Origin of the sequence: Teichococcus globiformis, assembly GCF_042646265.1 — a bacterium.
Classification (GTDB): Bacteria; Pseudomonadota; Alphaproteobacteria; order Acetobacterales; family Acetobacteraceae; genus Pseudoroseomonas; species Pseudoroseomonas globiformis.
The window spans coordinates 415,684-434,469 of record NZ_JBHRTN010000008.1 but is presented as its reverse complement, the minus strand read 5'-3'; the positions used below and the strand labels follow the sequence as shown (position 1 = coordinate 434,469).

The 18,786-nt window shown below is 67.2% G+C and carries 15 protein-coding genes; 8 read left to right on the top strand and 7 right to left on the bottom strand.

Annotation, left to right across the window (positions count from 1 at the left end; genetic code table 11):
- Positions 1-94: 94 nt before the first annotated feature.
- Positions 95-1,672, top strand: a complete 1,578-nt coding sequence (purH, locus tag ACFOD4_RS09340; RefSeq protein WP_379595835.1) for a bifunctional phosphoribosylaminoimidazolecarboxamide formyltransferase/IMP cyclohydrolase — start codon at positions 95-97, stop codon at positions 1,670-1,672.
- A gap of 157 nt (positions 1,673-1,829) precedes the next feature.
- On the opposite strand, the gene ACFOD4_RS09335 is transcribed toward purH, so the two are convergent.
- The 6 genes from ACFOD4_RS09335 to ACFOD4_RS09310 all read right to left on the bottom strand — a co-directional run bounded on the left by ACFOD4_RS09335 (position 1,830) and on the right by ACFOD4_RS09310 (position 10,081).
- Positions 1,830-2,948, bottom strand: a complete 1,119-nt coding sequence (locus ACFOD4_RS09335) for a 2-aminoethylphosphonate--pyruvate transaminase (RefSeq protein ID WP_379595833.1) — start codon at positions 2,946-2,948, stop codon at positions 1,830-1,832.
- A 179-nt stretch (positions 2,949-3,127) separates the two neighbouring features.
- The gene (locus ACFOD4_RS09330; protein WP_379595830.1) at positions 3,128-4,528 is read right to left on the bottom strand and encodes an NAD(P)H-dependent flavin oxidoreductase; all 1,401 of its coding nucleotides are present in this window, start codon (positions 4,526-4,528) and stop codon (positions 3,128-3,130) included.
- A 141-nt stretch (positions 4,529-4,669) separates the two neighbouring features.
- On the bottom strand, positions 4,670-6,886 hold the full coding sequence (gene pnp / locus ACFOD4_RS09325) for a polyribonucleotide nucleotidyltransferase (protein ID WP_379595829.1): 2,217 nt from the start codon (positions 6,884-6,886) through the stop codon (positions 4,670-4,672).
- A gap of 379 nt (positions 6,887-7,265) precedes the next feature.
- On the bottom strand, positions 7,266-7,436 hold the full coding sequence (locus ACFOD4_RS09320) for a DUF2256 domain-containing protein (RefSeq protein ID WP_379595827.1): 171 nt from the start codon (positions 7,434-7,436) through the stop codon (positions 7,266-7,268).
- A 77-nt stretch (positions 7,437-7,513) separates the two neighbouring features.
- On the bottom strand, positions 7,514-9,127 hold the full coding sequence (locus ACFOD4_RS09315) for a phosphoenolpyruvate carboxykinase (RefSeq protein WP_379596070.1): 1,614 nt from the start codon (positions 9,125-9,127) through the stop codon (positions 7,514-7,516).
- A 219-nt stretch (positions 9,128-9,346) separates the two neighbouring features.
- Positions 9,347-10,081: a HugZ family pyridoxamine 5'-phosphate oxidase gene (locus tag ACFOD4_RS09310; RefSeq protein WP_379595825.1), complete on the bottom strand. Its 735-nt coding sequence runs from the start codon at positions 10,079-10,081 to the stop codon at positions 9,347-9,349.
- A 153-nt stretch (positions 10,082-10,234) separates the two neighbouring features.
- Between ACFOD4_RS09310 and ACFOD4_RS09305 the strand changes: the two genes are divergently transcribed.
- Both ACFOD4_RS09305 and ACFOD4_RS09300 read left to right on the top strand, forming a co-directional pair.
- A complete protein-coding gene (locus ACFOD4_RS09305) occupies positions 10,235-10,936 on the top strand; it encodes a response regulator transcription factor (protein ID WP_379595824.1) in 702 nt (233 codons plus the stop codon).
- 16 nt (positions 10,937-10,952) lie between these two features.
- Positions 10,953-12,638 (top strand): sensor histidine kinase, encoded by a 1,686-nt coding sequence (locus ACFOD4_RS09300; RefSeq protein ID WP_379595822.1) that lies wholly within the window; start codon positions 10,953-10,955, stop codon positions 12,636-12,638.
- Between the two features lie 131 nt (positions 12,639-12,769).
- Here the strand turns inward: ACFOD4_RS09300 and ACFOD4_RS09295 are convergent, their stop codons facing one another.
- Positions 12,770-13,936 (bottom strand): Hint domain-containing protein, encoded by a 1,167-nt coding sequence (locus tag ACFOD4_RS09295; protein WP_379595820.1) that lies wholly within the window; start codon positions 13,934-13,936, stop codon positions 12,770-12,772.
- A 724-nt stretch (positions 13,937-14,660) separates the two neighbouring features.
- Here ACFOD4_RS09295 and ACFOD4_RS09290 point away from each other — a divergent pair.
- Genes ACFOD4_RS09290 through ptsP form a run of 5 tightly spaced genes read left to right on the top strand, consistent with a single transcriptional unit; the run spans position 14,661 to position 18,779 of the window.
- Positions 14,661-15,104, top strand: coding sequence for an HPr kinase/phosphorylase (locus ACFOD4_RS09290; RefSeq protein WP_379595818.1), 444 nt, complete (start codon positions 14,661-14,663; stop codon positions 15,102-15,104).
- Complete coding sequence (rapZ, locus tag ACFOD4_RS09285; RefSeq protein ID WP_379595816.1) at positions 15,101-16,090, top strand: RNase adapter RapZ; 990 nt, start codon at positions 15,101-15,103, stop codon at positions 16,088-16,090. The genes ACFOD4_RS09290 and rapZ overlap by 4 nt, the downstream gene beginning before the upstream one ends.
- Positions 16,091-16,103: 13 nt before the next feature.
- The gene (locus ACFOD4_RS09280) at positions 16,104-16,574 is read left to right on the top strand and encodes a PTS sugar transporter subunit IIA (protein ID WP_379595814.1); all 471 of its coding nucleotides are present in this window, start codon (positions 16,104-16,106) and stop codon (positions 16,572-16,574) included.
- A 14-nt stretch (positions 16,575-16,588) separates the two neighbouring features.
- Positions 16,589-16,948 carry an HPr family phosphocarrier protein gene (locus ACFOD4_RS09275; RefSeq protein ID WP_379595812.1) on the top strand — a complete coding sequence of 120 codons (360 nt, stop codon included), beginning with the start codon at positions 16,589-16,591 and terminating at the stop codon, positions 16,946-16,948.
- Positions 16,938-18,779, top strand: a complete 1,842-nt coding sequence (gene ptsP / locus ACFOD4_RS09270) for a phosphoenolpyruvate--protein phosphotransferase (protein ID WP_379595810.1) — start codon at positions 16,938-16,940, stop codon at positions 18,777-18,779. Before ACFOD4_RS09275 ends, ptsP begins: the two co-directional genes overlap by 11 nt.
- Positions 18,780-18,786 lie beyond the last annotated feature (7 nt).

The following is an 18,786-nucleotide window of genomic DNA, read 5'->3' as shown; positions in this document are numbered from 1 at the left end:
GCAGCACAGCCCCGCGCCGTCTCCGGTTGAGGCTTTCGCCGCGACGGTCTATCCCGCGCCCGATTGAGACTGCGTGAGAAGGTTCCCCTCCGCCATGGCCGACATCGTGACCATCCGCCGTGCCCTGATCTCGGTCTATGACAAGACCGGGCTGCTGGATTTTGCCCGCTTCCTGGCCTCGAAGGGTGTCGAGATCCTGTCCACCGGCGGCACCGCCCGCCTGCTGCGCGAGAACGGCCTCGCCGTGGTCGAGGTGTCGGACCATACCGGCTTCCCCGAAATCCTGGACGGCCGGGTGAAGACACTGGTGCCGCAGATCCATGGCGGGCTGCTGGGCCGCCGTGACCTGCCGGAGCATGTGGCGCAGATGGAGGCGCACAAGATCGCGCCGATCGACCTGCTGGTGTCCAACCTCTACCCCTTCGAGGCCACGGTGGCCAAAGGCGCGTCTTATGAGGAGACGGTGGAGGAAATTGACATCGGCGGCCCTGCCCTGACTCGCGCGGCGGCCAAGAACCATGCCGATGTCGCAGTGATCACCGACCCAGCCCAGATGGCCACGGTGGAGGCGGAAATGAAGGCAGCCGGCGGCACCAGCCTCGCCACGCGGAAGGTGCTGGCCGCCGCCGCCTTTGCCCGTACCGCCGCCTACGACACGGCCATTTCCACCTGGTTCGCGCAGAAGCTGGAGCAGGACTTCCCGCCCAGCCTCGCCATGGCCGGCGTGCTGAAGCAGACGCTGCGCTATGGGGAGAATCCGCACCAGCAGGCGGCTTTCTACACCGATGGCTCGAACCGGCCCGGCATCGCCACCGCCGAGCAGGTACAGGGCAAGGAGTTGTCCTTCAACAACCTGAACGACACGGATGCGGCCTTTGAATGCGTGGCCGAGTTCGACCGGCCGGCCATCGTCATCGTCAAGCACGCCAACCCCTGCGGCGTGGCGCAGGGAGCGGATCTCGGCGTTGCCTGGGATCTGGCGCTGCGCTGCGATCCGGTTTCGGCGTTTGGCGGCATTGTCGCCGCCAACCGCACGCTGGACGCCGTCGCCGCCGAGCGCATCACCGCCATCTTCACCGAGGTGGTGGTAGCACCGGATGCGGATGAGGCCGCGCGCGCCATCTTCGCCCGTAAGAAGAACCTGCGCCTGCTGCTGACCGGCGGCCTGCCGGACCCGGCGGCGCCTGGGCGCATCATCCGCTCCGTTTCCGGCGGCTTCCTGGCACAGGGGCGCGATGCCGGACGCGTCGCCGAGGAAGGCCTGAAGGTGGTGACCAAGCGCGCGCCCACGCCCCAGGAGATGGCCGATCTGATCTTCGCTTTCCGCGTCGGCAAGCACATTAAGTCCAACGCCATCGTCTACGCCAAGGGCGGCGCCACGGTGGGCGTCGGCGCCGGGCAGATGAGCCGGGTGGACAGCGCCCGCATCGCCGCCTGGAAATCGGCCGAGGCGGCCAAGGCCGCAGGGTTGGATGCGCCGTTGGCCCACGGGTCGGTGGTGGCCTCCGACGCCTTCTTCCCCTTCGCCGACGGGCTGCAGGCAGCCGCCGCGGCGGGTGCCACGGCGGTGATCCAGCCGGGCGGCTCGATGCGCGACAACGAGGTGATCGCGGCGGCCGACGAGGCTGGACTGGCCATGGTGTTCACCGGAATGCGGCATTTCCGGCACTGAGGGACCGGGCCAGGGAGGCGCCGCTTCCCTGAACCCTCCGCCAGGGTGGCAATGTCACCCCGGACCCCGCCTTCTGTTGTGGCGGCATGGCGCAGGCGGCGCCTTCAGGGACGTTGGTGTCCGGGGTGGTTCACCACCCCGGAACCTTGTCTTTCCCCTATGCCGCGTTCTTTTGCCGCACGCCCAGATCTTCCAGCGCACCGCGGATGGCTCCCACCGCGAAGCGGATCTCGTCCGGCCCGACATGGCCGATACAGCCGATCCGGAAGGTGGGCTCCACCGTGTTGTGGAAGTTGCTGATCAGCACGCCGCGGCGCTTCAGGGCTTCCACGAATTCCAGCAGCTTGAAACCCGGATGCTTCGGCTGGTGGAACAGGGCGATGATGGGTCCCTGCTCCTTCCAGTCCAGATAGGGCACGAGGCCGAGCTTCACGCAGCCTTCGTAGAGGATGCGGCAATTCTCGCAGTAGCGGGCCAGCCGGGCAGGCTGCCCGCCCTCCGCGATGAAGATGTCGAGCGCGACGCCGAAGGCATGCAGGGCCTGCACCGGCGGCGTGAAGCGGAAGCTCCCGAAGCCGGCCCGCCGGCCGGTGGCGTAAACATCGGACAGGTCGAAGGACCAGGAGGCGGCGTTGCCGGCCGAAGCCTCAACACGCTCGATCGGGCACACGGCGAAGCCCATGCCCGGCAGCCCTTCGATGCATTTGTTGGAGGTGAAGACCATCGCGTCCACCTCGGGCTGCGCCTTCAGGTCGAACGGCAGAGCGCCAAAGGCGGAAACGCCGTCCACGATCATGCGCCGGCCGGCGGCGCGCACCACCTCGCCCACCGCCACCACGTCGTTGACGATGCCGCTGCCGGTCTCGGAGTAGACGATGCCGAGGTGGGTGACGGCGGAGTCGGCGGCCAAGGCGGCGGCGACCTCGCCCGGTGTCACGCCGCGCGTATCGGGGATGCGCAGGATGGCGACGTCGCGCCCGGCCTCACGCGCCAGCCGCTCCATGCGGTCGGCATAGGCGCCGTTGGATACCACCAGCAGCTTGCCGGCAGCGGCGGGAACAAAGGTGCGGATCGCCGCCTCGACGATGAAGTGGCCGGCGCCTTGCAGCGGCAGGGCAACGTGGCGGTCGGGCAGGCCCCCCGCGACGTCGCGGACCTTTTCACGGATGGCGATCGATTCAGGGAAGAAGTCACGGTCCCACGGGGCAATGTCGACTGCCATGGCGGACCGCACTTCGGGGCGGGTCTGCACGGGGCCGGGAATCAGTAGCAGCATGTCAGGCGTTCCTGCCAAGCGTTTCGGGTCGAGCCATCCGGAAGCCGGCGGGCCCGACCCGCGCCTCTGCACAAACAGCCGAGCGCAGGCTGCCCGTTTGGAACGCGAAAGGGAAGAGGCTGCCACCGAAATGAAACACGCCCCGGCCGGGGCGTGTCATCTGGCGGCGGCCCGCCGGATCAGCGGCCCGACATGATCCGCTCAACCAGCTGCTTCACCGAAGGGATAAAGCCGTTCGAGTAGAACGGGTCCGCCCCGAAGCGGTAGGCGTTGTGGCCGGCGAACATCAGGTTGTGGTCGATGTCGCCATCATGCGCGATGTCCTGCAGCGTCTTCTGGATGCAGAAGGATCGCGGATCGGCCTTCTTGCCATTGCTGTAGTCCGGGCCGTGCTGGGTCCAGTTGGAGAACCGGCAATGGGACAGGCAACCCATGCAGTCCGTCTGGTCCTTCAGGATTTCGCGGGCGTTCTCGGGCGTGACGAAGACCAGCGTGCTGTCCGGGGTGCGCAGAGCCTCGGTGTAGCCCTGCGCTTCCCAGCCATGGACTCGCTGCAGGTCACCCGGCGCCAGCCAGACCAGGCGCTTGCGCGGGCCCACGCCGTACTCGGCGGTGTGCTCGCCCACCGGCTCGGGGCTGATGGCCACCTGGCGCTCGTTGCGATGCTCAAGATCCCGCAGGAACTCGTTGCGCACCGCGGAGGAATAGAAGCCCGTCGGGGAGAAGGGCTGCAGCAGCACGTCACCGGGCTGAAGCGTCAGCAGCTTCTGCTTCCAGGCCTCGCTGATCGGCGATTCCTGGGTCACCAGCGGGCGGGTGCCGAACTGGAAGGCGATAGGACCGAGTTCGGGATTGTCGATCCAGTCCTCCCATTCCTCCAGCCACCAGACGCCGCCGGCCATGATGATCGGCACCTCGCCCAGGCCAAAGGCGCGCATCTGCTCGCGCAGCTTCAGCACGCGCGCATAGGGAGCCTCGGGCTTGTTCGGGTCCTCGGAGTTGGACAGGCCGTTGTGACCGCCCGCCAGCCAAGGATCCTCGTAGACCACGCCCCCCAGCAGCTCGGCCACCTTGGAATAGGAGCGCTTCCACAGCGCCGTGAAGGCGCGGCCGGAGGAAACGATGGGATAGTAGAAGACGTTGAATTCACGTGAGATTTCGGCGAGCTTGTAGGGCATCCCGGCGCCGCAGGTGACGCCGTTGATCAAGCCCTTGGCACCCTCCAGCACGCCACGCAGGATGCGCTCCGCGCCGCCCATCTCCCACAGCACATTGATGTGGATGCGACCCTGGCCGCCCGAGCGCTCATACGCTTCGCGCGCCTGGGTGATGCCGCCGGAGATGCCGTAGGCCACCAGTTCTTCGTGCCGCTGGACGCGGGTGCGCCCGTGGTAAACCTGTCGGATCACCCGCCCACTGGCATCGTAGCTGTCGGCATTGACGCCGGAAAAGGTGCCGACGCCACCGGCCCCGGCCCATTCGCCGCAGGAAGCCCCCGTCGAGACAGCGACGCCCTTTCCGCCTTCAACCAGCGGAAGAACATCCACACCGCCCATCCGGATCGCGTTGATTGCCTTCACCGAAATCCTACCGTCCCTGAATCGATTTCACGATAGCGTCACTTAAGCCGCCCCGCACGTTTTCTCAGGGGGGTGGCTGAAATTTTCAGAAACTTGCCGTGAGGTAACGCGGCGGAACAGAGCCCGCCGCGTCGTTATGCCTCAGTCGAAGTCGCGGCGCGGGCGGCGCTCACGGCGCTCGCCGCGGGGTTCACGGTCGCCACGCGGCTCACGCTCGCCGCCTTCACCTTCCTCGCGCGGGCGGCGGGCGCCGACCTGCTCAGTGATGTCGGCGCCGGTGGACTGGTCCACGACCCGCATGGACAGCTTCACCTTGCCGCGGTCATCGAAGCCCAGCACCTTCACCTTCACCTTGTCGCCCTGCTTGACGATGTCGGTGGTGCGGTTGACGCGCTCGTTCGACAGTTCGGAGATGTGGACCAGACCGTCCTTGGCACCGAGGAAGTTCACGAAGGCGCCGAAATCGGCGGTCTTCACCACGGTGCCGTTGTAGATCGTGCCGATCTCGGGCTCGGCGGTGATGCCGCGGATGCGGTCGATCGCCGCCTGCGTCGCCTCGGGCGAGGTGGCCGCGATCTTGATCGTGCCGTCATCCTCGATGTCGATCTTGGTGCCGGTGGTCTCGACGATGTCGCGGATCACCTTGCCGCCGGTGCCGATGACGTCGCGGATCTTGTCCTTGGGCACGTTGATGATCGTGACCTTGGGCGCGTTGCCGGCAACATCGGAGCGGGCGCCCGACAGGCCCTTGGCCATCTCGCCCAGGATGTGCATGCGGCCGCCCTTGGCCTGTTCCAGGGCGATCTTCATGATGTCCGGCGTGATGGAGGTGATCTTGATGTCCATCTGGAGGGAGGTGATGCCCTCCTCCGTGCCGGCCACCTTGAAGTCCATGTCGCCGAGATGGTCCTCGTCGCCCAGGATGTCGGACAGAACGGCGAAGCCCTTCTCCTCCTTGATCAGGCCCATGGCGATGCCGGCGCAGGGGCGCTTCAGCGGCACGCCCGCATCCATCAGCGACAGCGAGGTGCCGCAAACGGTGGCCATGGAGGAGGAGCCGTTCGATTCCGTGATCTCGGACACGACGCGCATCGTGTAGGGGAACACCGTCTTCTCGGGCAGCAGGCGCTTGATGGCGCGCCAGGCCAGCTTGCCATGGCCGATCTCGCGCCGCCCGGGGCTGCCCATCCGGCCCGTCTCGTTCACCGAGTAGGGCGGGAAGTTGTAGTGCAGCATGAAGTTCTCGCGGTACTCGCCCGCGAGCTGGTCGATGATCTGCTCATCCTGGCCGGTGCCCAGCGTGGCCACGCAGAAGGCCTGGGTCTCGCCACGGGTGAACAGCGCCGAGCCGTGGGAGCGCGGCAGCACGCCGACCTCGGCCACGATCGGGCGCACGGTCTTGGTGTCGCGGCCGTCGATGCGGATGCCGGTGTCGAGGATGGCGTTGCGCACCACGTCCGCCTCCAGCTCCTTCAGCAGGCCCTTGGCGGCCTCGGCCTCCTCGGGCGACAGCTGCGCCAGGATCGCCTTCTTGGCCTCGCCCACCTTCTTCTGGCGGAGAAGCTTCTGGGTCTCCTTGTAGGCCTCGCCGATGGAGGCGGAGCCCAGCTCGGCCAGCTTCTTCTTCAGCGCGGCGGTCTCGGCCGATTCCTCGGGCAGGTCCCAGGGCTCCTTGGCGGCGCGCTCGGCCAGCTCGATGATGCCCTCGATCACGGGCTGGAAGCCCTTGTGGCCGAAGGTCACCGCGCCGAGCATGTCGTCCTCGGACAGCTCGCTGGCCTCGGACTCGACCATCAGCACGCCCTCGGCAGTGCCGGCGAGCACCAGGTCGAGCTTGGAGGTCTTCATCTGCTCGAGCGTCGGGTTGAGCACGAAGGCGCCCTCGATCAGGCCAACGCGTGCGGCGCCGACGGGCCCGAAGAAGGGAATGCCGGAGATCGTCAGCGCGGCGGAGCAGCCAACCATCGCCACGATGTCAGGGCTGTTCTCCATGTCATGCGACAGCACCGTCGCGATGACCTGCACCTCGTTGCGGAAGCCCTCCGGGAAGAGCGGGCGGATCGGCCGGTCGATCAGGCGGGAGATCAGCGTCTCGCTCTCGCTCGGCCGGCCCTCACGCTTGAAGAAGCCACCGGGGATCTTGCCGGCAGCGAAAGCCTTTTCCTGGTAGTTCACGGTGAGGGGGAAGAAATCCTGCCCCGGCTTCACCGAGCGGGCACCGACCACGGTGCAGAGCACGATGGTGTCGCCAAGGCGCGCCATCACCGCGCCGTCAGCCTGGCGGGCGACCTTGCCGGTCTCCAGCGTCAGGGTCTTGCCGGCCCAGTCGATATCCTTGCGGAAGTAGTTCTCGAACATTGATCGTCCTTGGTCTCGCGGGGCGCGCCTTGTTCAAGGCCTGTGCCGCCGCGGCCCCACGCCGTGCGGGGCTGTCTGCGTCGGGCGAAAACGGGAAGAACAGCGACGCCTTACCGGGTAAACACCGTCCCCGGATGGGGACGGACCGGCGTCTCGGGCGGCATGGGGTGGCCGCGAGGATGGTCGCGAACGCACCATGTGGCCGGAAACGCCGCCACGCAGCCCCGCCTCAACAGGGGGCGCGCCCGGTGCAGCCTCGTGCTCCCGCTCGCCAGCGGGTCCAGGCCGCCCGGTGAGGGGCAGCCCGCGCGGCGTTATGAACGGTCAGGCCGGGGGACGCTACGGAAAACTTGGAAAGGGTTGGGAGCCTGGCGTGAGCCTAGCCGCGCTTTTCCTTTGCCGGCCCGGAGCGGGGATGCCGGCCCTCGCGGCAAGCTTCCGAGCAGTAGCGAACCTGGTCCCAGTCCCGCGCCCACTTGCGGCGCCAGCTGAAGGGCCTGCCGCAGGCAAGGCACGTCTTCTGCGGCAGGTTCGGCTTCTTGTGCGCCATGCCAGGCGGTCCCCGAATGAAAAAGGGGGCGGAGCCTCCCAGCCCCGCCCCCACCCTTCAACGTCTTGGCTGGCAGATCAGGCCGCGCTCTTCAGCGCCGCGGCCTTCACCTCGTCGCTGACCGCGCCGGCAAAGGTCTCGAAGTTCTTCTCGAACAGCGAGACCAGGTGGGCGGCCTGCTTGTCATAGGCGGCCTTGTCGGCCCAGGAGTCGCGCGGGTTCAGCACCTCGGCCGGGATGCCCGGCACGTTCTGCGGCACGGCGAGGCCGAAGAACGGGTCGGTGGCAAACTCCGCCTGGGCGAGCGACCCGTCCAGAGCGGCGCGCAGCAGGGCGCGGGTATGCTTGATGGACATGCGGTGGCCGGTGCCGTAGGCGCCGCCGGTCCAACCCGTGTTCACCAGCCACACCTGAGCGCCGTGCTTGGCGATGAGGTCGGCCAGCATCTTGCCATACACCTCGGGGTGACGCGGCAGGAAGGGGGCGCCGAAGCAGGTGGAGAAGGTGGCCTGCGGCTCCTTGCCCAGGCCCTTCTCGGTCCCCGCCACCTTGGCAGTGTAGCCCGACATGAAGTGGTACATCGCCTGGGCCGGCGTCAGCTTGGCGATCGGCGGCAGCACGCCGAAGGCGTCGGCCGTCAGCATCACCACGTTCTTCGGCAGGCCCGCCTGGCCGCCCGGCTGAGTGCCCGGGATGAACTCGATCGGGTAGCAGGAGCGGGTGTTCTCCGTCAGCGAGCCGTCGTCGAGGTCGAGGTTGCCGCGCTCATCGGCGACCACGTTCTCCAGCACGGCGCCGAAGCGGTGCGACGCGTTCCAGATCTGCGGCTCGGCGTCCTGGCTGAGCTTGATGACCTTGGCGTAGCAGCCGCCCTCGAAGTTGAAGACGCCCTTTTCCGACCAGCCATGCTCATCATCGCCGATCAGGGCGCGCTCGGGGTCGGAAGACAGCGTTGTCTTGCCGGTGCCCGACAGGCCGAAGAACAGGGCGGTGTCGCCGGCCTTGCCGACATTGGCCGAGCAGTGCATCGGCAGCACGCCCTTGGCCGGCAGCAGCCAGTTCATCACGCCGAAGATGCTCTTCTTGATTTCGCCAGCATAGGAGGTGCCGGCGATGCAGATGATCTTCTGCGCGTAGGAGACGCCGATCAGCGTGGTGGAGTTCGGGCGCCCGCCATGTTCCGGCTTCGCCTCCATCTCGGGCGCGTGCAGGATCACGTAGTCCGGGGTGAAAGAGGCGAGCTCCTCGGCCGCCGGGCGGATGAACATGTTGCGGGCAAACAGCGCGTGCCACGCATTGGTGGTCACCAGCCGGACCTTGATACGGTGCTCCGGATCGGCGCCGGCATAAAGGTCCTCGGTGAACAGCTCCTTGCGCTCACCGAGCCACTTGCGGGCATCGTTGACGAAGAGCTCGAACTTGGCCGGGTCCAGCTTCTGGTTGGTCTTGCCCCACCAGATCTGGTCGGAGATGGCGGCATCGTCCACGGTGAACTTGTCGGCGACCGAACGGCCGGTGTGGATGCCGGTGGTGGCCATGAAGGCGCCGTCGGCGGACAGACGGCCCTCGCCGCGGCGCAGCGCGTGGGCATAAAGTCCGGAGGCGGTCAGGTTGCCATGCACGGCAAAGGAAGAACTCACGCCCGTCCCTGCGAGAAGCGTCTGGGCGGGAACGGTCTGCGGCGTGTTCATCAGCGGGTCATCTCCGATCAAGGCGCTGTGCCTCCGGCGGCGATCGCCGGGGTAGTAGCCATTGAAATGTCCCCGGACGGCCCTGATCTCGCACGCAAACGTGCCGCACCGGCGCCAGTCCTGGGAACGGCCGGACCCTATGCTACCGCAGCTTCCTCGGTCAACGTTTGTGTAAAGGTCATATTGTCCGACAAGATAGCCTCGCTTCCTTAAGTATTTTCACTTTTCAAGAAGCCGCCGAGCTTCCTCCGCTGCTGCCACAAGGGCGTCACGCATGCTGGCCGCATCCACCACGGGCAAGGCGAAGGCGATCCGGCAGCGGCGTGCCTCTGGTCCCATCAGATCGCAGCCATCCACGTCGGCGGCGACCATGCGCCAAGCTCCTGGCCGCTGACGACCAAGCGCGATTGCCATGTTTTCAAGCACATCCTCATGCTCTTCGTTCATGTGGCCAAGGATGGAAGGCTCTGCGGCGGCAATGGCAGCCACCGAAGCAGGGCTGGGCAGCAGGTCGGCGGGGCGCAACCGGTGTGCCGCGGCAAAGCCACCCACCAGCAGGGCGCCGCCGATCCGTATCCGCCACAAGGTGAAATCGGCAAAGTTGGCATAGGCTGCCGCGTAGGGGTGCAGGGCGAGCCAGCGGGCCTTCAGCGCAGGAATGTGATCGGCCTCAACCGGCTCTGCAACACCGGTCACTGTTACGCGAGGCGCCGTCTGGGGGTTGGAATCCGTCGGCTCATCCTGGATCAACAGGGCGCAACGCGGCTCATTCCGCAATTGCCGCGTGTGCTCCGACAAGCTGGACAGCCACAGGAGCGGTGAAAGGTCCGGTGCCGCAGCCGGGGTGACGAGGCTGGCGAAAGGCTGCCCGTCGCGCTGCGTCGCCAAGGTTGCCGTCCCTGCCCGCCGCAGCAATGCCCGCGCCTGCCAAGCGGCGCCGGTCTTGTCCATCATCTGCCTCAACCCCTAATCCACACTGATGCGGGTCGCCTTTCCGGCGCCATTCGCGCCACAATTGCGGAGCAGAAGAGCCGCAACCGTTCAAGCGCTCCCCGGGGAATGCCCCGTGGCACGCCCCCTGAGAGGTCCAGGAGCCCGCACGAGAAGATGCCAGCCACCATCGCCCTGGTCGATGACGACCGCAACATCCTGACCTCCGTCTCCATGACGCTGGAACAGGAAGGCTTTCAGGTGCGCACCTACACCGATGGGGAAAGCGCGCTGCAGGGCCTGCTTTCCCGCCCCGCCGACCTGGCCGTGCTGGACGTGAAGATGCCGCGCATGGATGGCATGGAGCTGCTGCAGCGGCTGCGCCAGCGCTCCTCCATCCCGGTGATCTTTCTCACCTCCAAGGACGAGGAGCTGGATCAGCTGATGGGGCTGCGGCTGGGAGCCGACGACTACATCACCAAGCCCTTCTCCCAGCGGCTGCTGCTGGAGCGCATCCGGGCCCTGCTGCGGCGCAACGAGGCCAGCCGCGCCGAGGGCTCCGGCGCGCCGCCCACCGGCGTGATCACCCGTGGGGAGCTGGTGCTGGACGAAACCAAGCACACCTGCACCTGGAAGGGGCTGCCGGTGCAGCTCACCGTTACCGAGTTCCTGCTGGTGAAGACGCTGGCGCAGCGCCCCGGCATGGTGAAGAACCGCGACCAGCTGATCGACGCCGCCTATGGCGAGGCCATCTATGTCGATGACCGCACCATCGACAGCCATGTGAAGCGCGTGCGCAAGAAGTTCCGCCAGGTGGATGACGACTTCTCCATGATCGAGACGCTTTACGGGATCGGCTACCGCTACAAGGAAGCCTGATGCCAGGAGAGGGTTGATGCCCGACGCCAGCGGACGCCCGGCCGAGGCCGCAGCCCCGGTCAGCCAGGGAGAAAAGACCCGGCTGCGCGCCTCGCCGCTGCTGCGGCGCATCCTGCTGCTGAACGCGGTGGCGCCGGCGCTGCTGGCCGCCTCGCTGCTGTATCTGGACCAATACCAGAACGGGCTGCTCTCGGCCGAGGTGGAAAGTCTGCGCACCCAGGCCCGCATCTATGCCGGCGGCATTGCGGAGGCGGCGGCGCGGGTGCAGGACGATCGCGCCGTGCTGGTGCCCGACGTTGCCCGCCCCCTGCTGCGACGGTTGGTGGAGCCTTCCCCCAATACCCAGGCCAAGCTGTTCGACACCACCGGCCTGCTGGTGGCCGACAGCCGGGTGCGGGAGGGGCAGGGCGGCGCCATCGTCACCGAGCCGCTTTCGCCGCCCGAGCCGCAGGGGGCGTTCGAGGGCTGGCTCGCCACGGTGTATGACCGCATCCTGTCCTGGCTGCCGCGCAACATAGGCTTTGGCGGCAGCGACGTGGTGGTGGATGTGACGCCTGGCGCGCCATCCTTCGACTGGCAGCCGGCGCTGGGGCCGGATCGCCAGCAAGAGTTGCGGCTGGCGCTGGAAGGCGGGGTCCGGCCTTACATCAGGCGCACCAGCGACGGGCAGCTGCTGGTTTCGGTCGCGGAACCGGCGAAGCGCGGCAACCAGAGCGTCGGCATCGTGCTGCTGACGCGGGAAGCGCGACAGGTGGATGAGCGGCTGCTGGAAATCCGCTCCTCCGTGCTGGGGCTGTTCCTGCTGGCGCTGCTGCTGACGGTCGCGGCCTCGGTCTACCTGGCACGCACCATCGCCTCGCCCATTCTGGCCTTGGCCGGTGCCGCCGCCGCCATGCGGCAGGGCAAGGGCCGCGCCGGCTCGGTGCCGGTGCCGCTGCTGGCCCGCACAGATGAGATCGGCATCCTGTCGCGCGACCTGCAATCCTCGGCCACGGCACTCTGGGCCCGCATCGACCAGAATGAGCGCTTCGCCGCCGATGTGGCGCATGAGCTGCGCAACCCGCTGACCTCCGTCCGCTCGGCCATCGAGACGCTGAAGCGGATCGAGAACCCCGAGCACCAGCTGCGGCTGCTGGCCATCATCGCCGACGATGCGGTGCGGATGGACCGGCTGATCACCGACATCGCCGACAGCTCCAAGGTGGATGCCGAGTTGTCGCGCACCGCCTCGGAACCGGTGGAGGTGGGGCCGATCCTGGCCGCCTTGACGGAGCTGCACAACACCACCCGCAAGCCCAACGACCCGGTGGTGGTGCTGGAGCTGGCGCCGGGCCCGCTGGCCGCGCGCGGCGTCGAGGGACGGCTGGTGCAGGTGTTCCGCAACCTGCTTGGCAACGCCCTCTCCTTCTCGCCGCCCAACGGCCGGGTCTGGATGCGGGCACGACCAACCGGCGCCATCTTCGAGTTCATGGTGGAGGATGAGGGTCCCGGCATCCCCGAGGCCAAGTTGGATGGCATCTTTGCCCGCTTCTATTCCGAACGGCCGGAAGGCGAGCAGTTCGGGAAGCATTCCGGGCTCGGCCTGTCGATCAGCCGGCAGATCGTCGAAGGGCTGGGCGGGCGCATCGCCGCGGAGAACCGGCGGGATGAGGGCGGCAAGGTGATCGGCGCGCGCTTCGTGGTGCGGCTGCCGCTGGCCTGAGCCCGCTTCGTCTGGCCGGCGACCCAGCCTGGAAGCGGCGGCCTCGAAGCGAAAACGGCCCGCCGGCCCGGGAACCGGGCGGGCAGGCCGCTTGATGTCCGAGCCGGCCCGGTCGCCCGGGCCGGACAGCTTCAGGAAGCCAGGGCCATCTGGGCCTCGGCCTCGGCCACGCCAAGGGCCACGGCACGCTCGGCGATCGTGGCGCGAAGCTTCGCCAGCACGGGGCCGCCGAAGGTCATGGGGAAGCAGGTATCGTCCCACTTCTTCGGGGCCTCGGAGCGGAAGGTCACCACGCCGCCGCCATAGAGCGAAGCGCGATTGCCGGTGTCGAGGTAGCTCTCGGCGGCGACGCCCTCGGCGAAGACCACGTCATGCTGCTCGAACTCGACGTGATAGTAGGTGAAGGGCCCGGTCGGCTGCTCCTGAACGATGGAGGTACCGTTCACCAGCAGCGCGGCGGTGAAGAGGCGGTCCTCGAAGAACAGGCAGTGATCGGGCGAAACAACCAGGTCGCGGTGCGGCAGGTTTTGACCCAGCGCGCCCTTCGTGATGCGGATGGGGAAGGCCTTCTTCGTGTCACGCACCTTGGCGGGATCAACCGTGCGCTTGCCGACCCACTTCACTCGTGTGCGGCCCTGACGCAGCGTCATCACCTCGTCACCGACCTTCAGGTCCTCCACCGCCACGGGGCGGCCGGGGGTGCGCAGGCGGGTGCCGGTGGCGAAGCAGGTATAGACCATCTGGCCATTGGTATAGACGATCTTGTCAGCCGGCAGACCGGTGCCGACATTCACCACGCCAACGGGCAAGCCTGCGGCATTGCTGAACTGGATGAAGCCGCTTCGCGCATCGTAGACCGCGGCAGTGGCACCCTCCACGTTGATGCTGTCGTCCTGGCTGAAGCCATTGATCCTGAGGCTGCTCAGGACGCCGACATCCAGGCTGCCGAAGTTCAGCGAGTTGGCGCCGGTCCCCATGTTGATGGTGGTGGCGCTCAGCAGCCCGACATCCACCTGCGGTCCGAAGTTCAGAGAGCCGCCATTCAGGTTGTAGGTCGTGGTGCTGAGGGCGCTGAGGCCGACCAGGCCATTGGTGGTGAGCGATCCGCCATTGGAAATGTTGACGAAGTTGGCGCCGAGGACGCCGGCATTCGCCAGGTTGCCTGTGACGACATCGGCGCCGTTCACGTTCAGCGTCGACGGGAAGCCAAGAGTGCCATTCAGCTTGATGCCGTCCGCAAAGTTCGTGTCCTGCGTGACGTTTCTGGTGGCGCCGGCGGCAACATTAACCACAGCCATGATGAGATCCTTTGATAACAAATCAATACGAAATGGCGTGCACTCCTGCCTCCAGCGCTTCAAGACGCCCCTGAAGTCCATGCCGGCATGACTTCATCGCTATCGGGCGCTGAAGCTCGAGCAGCAGTCATGGACAAGAAGGCGAAGCTTCTTCGGGACTGACAGCCGTCGCTACCAGACCTCCAAGCCTCACGATCTCAATCAGGGATTGCTTATCGGTTCCTGAATGCCTCTGAAGAGTGGCAATTCAGTTTTAATCAACTCCTCGCGTGCGAGTCGAGATAATTCTGAAACCGTAGCGTGAGAATCACCAGGGCGCTTTCCTCAGCAACGAAGCTTGAGCTTCACAGAAAAGCGCCACACCGAGGACTGGTGACAACTTGAGATGACGGCCTGCCGGAGCCCGAAGATTAGCAGCACGATCCGCATCCTTCTGGAAGTTGACGCAAAAACTTGGGATTGAACAGTATTATCGTTTGATAGCCAGGTAATTATACATTTATTGATCTCGGGTTTGTTATCGTCCGATGATCCTGGGGAGGGAAGGATGTCCTGCATCACTTCCTACCGCCGGCACCTCTACTGCGCAGTCCACTTGGAATTCTTATGATACCCAAGGACACAACCAGAGAGCGAAATTAGTTAAGCTTTCACATCTGCCTTTTGAGTGCCATATTTCATCAGATTTCAGCGTCCTCACCCCCGAGCGGAGCCGGAAGTCGAGATGTTGCTGCATGGGAGTTGCGCGGCCTTTCAAGGCGCCGGCGTCCTGTTCCTGGGGCCCTCGGGCTCCGGCAAGTCGGATCTGGTGCTGCGCCTGATGCAAGAGGGCTGGCAACTCGTGGCCGATGATCAGGTGTTGCTGCGGGACGGGAACGGCCCGATGGCCGACGCACCGCCATCCCTGGCCGGGATGTTGGAAGTGCGGGGTGTCGGCATTTTCCGGAACCTGCCGCATGGCCCGGCGCCGCTGCGACTGGTGGTGGAACTGGGGCCGCAGAACTCGATTCCCCGCTTGCCGCTCCCTGACAGCTTCGCCCTGCCCGGCGGAAACCTGCCCCGCCTCCGCCTGAACGCCTTCGAAGCTTCGGCGGCCGCCAAGCTGAGCCTGGCGCTGGCCGCCGCCGAAGCAAGGCTCCAGCAATGCGCGGGGGCCTTTGCGGCATGAATGTCCCGGTGGCAGGGGGCGGCCGCCCCGTTGTTGTGGTCACCGGCCTGTCCGGCGCGGGGAAATCCTCCATCCTGCGGATGCTGGAGGATCTGGGTTTCGAGAGCATCGACAACCCGCCTCTCTCTGTGGTCGAGGAAGTGGTGCGGGAAGGCGGCGCAGTTCCGCTCGCCATTGGCATTGATGCCCGCACGCGCGGCTTCGACAGCACCGAGGTGCTGTCGCTCATGCGCCGGCTGCTCGCAACGCCCGGCATCGCCCCGCAGCTTCTCTATGTGACGGCGGAAGAGACAGTGCTGCTGCGCCGCTATTCCGAGACGCGGCGGCGCCACCCTCTGGCGCCCGGCGGCTCCCTGGGCGGTTCGGTGGCGGACGGGATTGCGCGGGAAGGAGCGATGTTGGCTGCCCTGCGGGACGGGGCCGACTGGGTGATCGACACCACGGAGCGCCCGTTGCCCGATCTGCGCCGGCTGGTGGAGCGGCGGTTCCGCGGCGATGGCCCGCCCGGCATGGCTGTCGCGGTGATGTCCTTCGCCTTTCCGCGCGGCCTGCCGCGGGAGGCAGATCTGGTCTTCGACCTGCGTTTCCTACGAAACCCGCATTATGACCCGACGCTGCGACCGATGACCGGACAGGACGCGCCGGTGGCGGACTTCATCCGCGAGGACCCTGATTTCGCCCCATTCTGGGACCGCATGTCCGCGTTGCTGGACCCGCTGTTGCCCCGCTACGCCGCGGAGGGCAAGAAATACCTGACCGTCGCGCTGGGCTGCACAGGGGGCAAGCACCGCTCCGTGTTTCTGGCCGAGTTGCTTTCCGCGCATCTTGCACGGCAGGGCTGGCGTATCGATTTGACGCACCGCGAGCTTGCCGCGCATGCGGCCGCAGCGGCGGCGCAACGCGGCGGGCAGGATGCCGCCCCCCATCATGGGGCAGGGCCGCACGCATTACCGGGTCGGGAGGCCCCTTCTTCTTGCAAACTGTGATGGCGTTTCACTCATGATCGGCATGGTTCTGGTGAGCCATGGCCGGCTGGCCGAGGAATTCCGGCTGGCCATGGAGCATGTCGTGGGCCCGCAACCGCTGGTCGAAACGGTCTGCATCGGGCCCGAGGACGACATGGAGAGCCGCGCGCGCGACATCCTCGGCCGCGTCGCCGCCGTGGATCAGGGCGATGGCGTGGTGATCCTGACCGACATGTTCGGCGGCACGCCGTCCAACCTGGCCATGGCCGTGGCGCAAGGGGATGGCCATCCGGGCACCAATGTCGAGGTGATCGCCGGGCTCAACCTGCCGCTGCTGGTGAAGCTGGCCAAGCTGCGGGGCGTGGAAACCATTGGTCCCGCGATCGAGCACGCCATGATGGCGGGGCGCAAGTACATCGCCTGCGCCACTCCGGCCCGGTGCGTGCCGCCGCCCGTCTTCTGCAACGGGCCCACCTGCGCCCCTGCCGCATCCGGCGGCGACTGAGCGGAGGCTCCGCCTTGCACCTTTCCCCTTTTCGCTCCGCGCCGGCCCGTGCTCCGTCGGATATGGACCGTGCCGCTTCCGCCGCGCCGGAAGAAAGCAATCCCCTGCTGCTGCGCCGCGTGGTGCGGATCACCAACAGCCGTGGCCTGCATGCGCGGGCGGCCGCCAAGCTTGTGTCTCTGGCCGAGCGATTTTCTGCCTGCCTGACCGTCGGACGCGATGGCCAGAAGGTGCCCGCATGCTCCATCATGGGGCTGATGATGCTGGGTGCCGGAAAGGGGAGCGAAGTCGTGGTGGAAGCCGAGGGATGGGACGCCAGGGAAGCGCTCGATGCTGTGGCCGGCCTGATCGAGGCCGGTTTCCATGAAGACTGACAAGCGCGAGAAGACCGACCTTTCCGAGATCGCTCCGCCGCGCCGCGGCCGCAAGACGCGCGAAATCACCATCGCAGGCATTCCGATCAGTCCTGGCGTCGCCATCGGCAGCCTGTTCGACACCAGCGAGGAACCAACCGTCGCCCCGCGCCGTGCCATCGACGCCGCGCAGGTGGAGGCGGAGAAGGCCAGGCTCGCCGCGGCCGTTTCGGCCAGCCGCAAGCAGGTCAGCAAGCTCAAGGCCCGGCTGTCCGTGCTGCCCGAGGAAGCGCAGGAGGAGCTGGAGCCGCTGCTTGACGCCTATGTCATGATGCTGGGCGAGAGCCGACTGCTGCGCGGTGCCCGCCGCCGCATGGCGGAGGAGCTGCTCTCGGCCGAGACGGCGGTGGGGGACGAGGCAGAGGCCATCGCCGCAGCCATCCTCGCGGCCAAGGATGATGACAAGGCCGGGCTGAAGCGCCGCGCCGGGGAGGTGCGGGAGATTGCCCGCCGCCTGACCCGCAACCTGACAGCCACTCCCTTCCGCAGCCTCAAGAACGTGCCTCAGGGCGCCATCCTGATCGCCGAGGAGCTGACGCCAGCCGATGCCGCGCTGCTGGACCCCACGCGCATCGCGGGCGTCGCGACGGAAGAAGGCGGCGCGGACGGGCACACGGCCATCATGCTGCGGGCCCTGGGCATCCCCTCCGTGCTGGGCGCCACCGGGCTCACCGAGGCGGCCAGGCGCGGCGATGAGGCGGTGCTGGACGGCGCGGCGGGCACCATTGTGCTGCGCCCCGGCGCCGTGGCGCTTCAGGCGGGCCGGGCCTCCCTGGCTGCCTATGCCAAGGAAAAGACCCGGCTGGCCAAGCTGCGCCGCCTGCCCTCCGTCACCGTGGATGCCGAGGAGGTGGAGCTTCAGGCCAATCTGGAGATCCCGGCCGAGCTGCCGCTGATCGCCCAGGCCGGCGCCCAGGGCATCGGCCTGCTGCGAACCGAGTTCCTGTTCATGAACCGCGAGGACCTCCCTGACGAGGACGCGCAGTTCGAGGCCTATTCGCAGATCGTCGGGCCCATGGCCGGCGATGTCGTGACCATCCGCGTGCTGGACTGGGGCGGCGAGAAGGACATCGAGGCGCTGGCCGAGGGCATTGTGCCTTATCATTCCGGCCCCAACCCCGCTCTGGGGCTGCGCGGCATCCGCATGCTGCTGAAGCGCCCCGAGCTGCTGGAGGCGCAGTTCGCGGCCATTCTGCGCGTGGCCGTTCTGGGCCCGGTGCGCATCCTGCTGCCCATGGTGACGGTGCCTGCGGAAGTGGCGCAGGCACGCGAGATCTTCGAGCGCGTGGTGCGGCGGCTGCGCCGCCGGGGCGTGGCCCTGCCCGAGAAGCTGCCGCCGCTGGGCGCCATGATCGAGACGCCGGGCGCGGCGCTGGCTGCCGATGCCATCGCGTTGGAGGCCGATTTCTTTGCCATCGGCACCAACGACCTGGCGATGTACACGCTGGCCGTGGACCGAGCCGAGACGGAAGTGGCGCACCTTTACGACCCGCTGCACCCGGCCGTGCTGCGACTGGTGCAGTTCGCCACCGAAGCCGCGCTCAGGCTGCGCATGCCGGTCTCGGTCTGCGGCGAAATGGCGGGCAACCCGCGGCTTGTGCCGCTGCTGCTGGGCCTGGGCATCCGCACCCTGTCGATGAATGCCAGTGCCATTCCGCGCGTGAAGCAGGTGGTGCGCACGTTGAAGATCGACGATTGCGCCCGCTTCGCCCGCCGCGTCATGGAGCAGGGCGATCCGCGCCGCATCCAGGAGCTGGTGATGGAGTTCACGGACGGCGCCCCACACCCATAAAGATATC